The following is a 2,339-nucleotide window of genomic DNA, read 5'->3' on the forward strand; positions in this document are numbered from 1 at the left end:
TTGGCGGCGGCGTGACGATCATCGCCACACTGACTGCAGCACGGAAGCTTGCCACTTCACATATCGAGATCGTCAGCTACCTATCGATCTTCTGACGTCCCCGGCCATTGGAGAGCCAGCGCGAGGTCTGGCGTTTCCGCCAATTCACCTTCACCAGCCTGCCGCTGCCAGACAGCGTCACGAAGGCATGATGTTCCGCGGCATCGAAGCAGATGTTGGTGGTCAACGGATCGGGCAGGGGCAGGAAGCCAAGGTCAGCGCCAAGTGGCGATATTGATGTGATGCCACCATTGAAGAGGGATGCGATGTGGAGGGTGCCATCACGGGTAACGGCCATCGAGTCCCAGGCCTTGAAGCCGGGCGCCCCGGCAAGATGCCGTCCTGGCAACAGCCCATCGCGGGCGATGGTGCCCGGAGCCATGATATCCCACGCCCAGATGTGGCCCGTGTCGGTCTCCGCCACATAGACGGTGCGGCCATCGGGCGACAGTCCGACGCCGTTGGCCGTCACCAGGGGATAGACCACTTCGCGGATCAGGCTTCCGTCTGCTTTCGCGTAGTAGAGGCCGCCGCATTCCACATGACGGGCGCGGCGCTTGCCATGGTCACTGAACCAGAACCCGCCGTGGGCATCGAAGACAATGTCGTTAGGGCCGCTGAGGGGATGCCCGTTGCAGGTTTCATACAGCCGCTCCACCTTGCCGGTCTCGATGTTCACCCGCTCGATCCGCCCGCCGCTATAGTCGTCCGGTGTTCCCGTGGGCCAGAGCAGGCCATCGCGCCGTGCCCAGGTGAAGCCGCCGCTGTTGCAGACATAGAGATAACCGTCAGGCCCCAGGGCTGCGCCATTGGGACTGCCGCCTGGCGTTGCGATCACCTGTTTCTGGCCACCGGGGCTCACGCGGCACACCGTGCCAGCAGCCAGTTCCACGATCAGGATCGAGCCGTCAGGCATCCAGACGGGACCTTCTGGAAAGCCAAGGCCACCAATGATCTCGGCAAATGTCTCGGACATGTTGACTCCTCGATTGGTGGGTGAGCGCGAAGCCAGCCTATCCGGTGAGCGGGCTATGTCGCTCATCTTTTTGCTGCAGCCTGTGGTACCAGAAACGCTTACGCGCAGACTGGATCCATCTTCCAACGAGCAGCTGGCCGACAGGGCTTGACAGGTAGTGACCAGCTGGTTAGTTGTTGAATATGACTGACCGTCCAGTAACAACTCGCACCCGTCGGCCCGAAGCACGTCCCGCCGAGATTCTGTCCGCCGCGCTGGATCTCTTTGCGGAGAAGGGATTTTCCGCCACCCGCATGGAAGACGTCGCTTCACGTGCCGGTTTGAGCAAGGCAGCCATCTATCTCTATTTCAAAGATAAAATGGCTTTGCTGAAAGCCTTGGTGAACGAGATGGCCGGTGCAAACCTGGCCGTCGCCAAGGGCTTTGCCGAAGCCCATGAAGGTCCCGTCGGCCCCTTGCTTCAAACGATCCTTACCTTCATGGCGCGCCAGCTGCGCGACACGCGATTTCCCGAATTGATGAAAGTGGTCATCTCCGAGAGCCGCGCGCACCCCGATGTCGGCAAGCTCTATCTCGACAGCGTCGTCTCACAGGGCCTGCCGATCTTCGAAGGCGTCATCCGGCGCGGCATCGCGGCGGGCGAGTTCCGCGACATCGATCCGGCACTTGCGGTCAAGGCCATGATCGCGCCCATGCTGCTGGCCGCCATCTGGAAGACCGTGTTCGAACCGCTGGGTGCCGAGGCGCTCGACATTGAGGCCTATGTCGCCCAGCACGTCGAAACCTTCCTGCGGGGGATTGCCAAATGAAACGGTTCATACTTCCGGTGGTCATTGTGTCGCTGGCAGTCACCGCCTTTCTCTTCCGCGACCGCTGGCTGCCGCAGCCGTCGGGCCGCCTCGCCTATCTGGGTTATGTGGAGGGCGACACGGCCCTGATCGGCGCTCCACAGGCGGGGCGGCTGGTGTCGGTCACCGCCGTGAAGGGAACTTCCGTGAAGGAGAGCGACATTCTGTTCTTGCTCGATCCTGAGCAGGCAGAAGCGGAACTCGCGCGGACCGAGGCAGCCGTTGCAGCTGCGAAGGCTGTCCACGCCAACCTGCTGTCAGGCAAGCGCGAGGATGAGATCGCCGTGATCCGCGCGCAGATCTGGCAGGCCGAGGCCACGCTCGACCTTGCGCGAAAGGAATTTGGCCGCGCCGACACGCTGGCCAGCACAGGCACCGCGGCCCGCGCACGCCTCGACACGGCGGCCGAACAGGTCAAGGGCTATGAAGCGAGGCTGGCCGAGCTTCATGCCGCACTCGCCGTGGCCGGACTGCCC

Annotated in this window: 3 protein-coding genes; 2 read left to right on the plus strand and 1 reads right to left on the minus strand. The window is 62.7% G+C overall.

Annotated elements, in window-relative coordinates:
- Window positions 1-76: 76 nt before the first annotated feature.
- Entirely contained in the window at window positions 77-1,015 is a 939-nt protein-coding gene (locus ACEW8Q_RS15095; RefSeq protein ID WP_373504879.1) for an SMP-30/gluconolactonase/LRE family protein, read from the minus strand.
- A gap of 182 nt (window positions 1,016-1,197) precedes the next feature.
- Between ACEW8Q_RS15095 and ACEW8Q_RS15100 the strand changes: the two genes are divergently transcribed.
- Together ACEW8Q_RS15100 and ACEW8Q_RS15105 are read left to right on the plus strand one after the other, a co-directional pair.
- A complete protein-coding gene (locus ACEW8Q_RS15100) occupies window positions 1,198-1,824 on the plus strand; it encodes a TetR family transcriptional regulator (RefSeq protein WP_373504880.1) in 627 nt (208 codons plus the stop codon).
- Window positions 1,821-2,339: HlyD family secretion protein (locus ACEW8Q_RS15105; protein ID WP_373504881.1), on the plus strand; the 519-nt coding region annotated here is incomplete at its 3' end. The genes ACEW8Q_RS15100 and ACEW8Q_RS15105, both read left to right, overlap by 4 nt.

Source organism: Aestuariivirga sp., from assembly GCF_041738905.1.
Classification (GTDB): domain Bacteria; phylum Pseudomonadota; class Alphaproteobacteria; order Rhizobiales; family Aestuariivirgaceae; genus Aestuariivirga.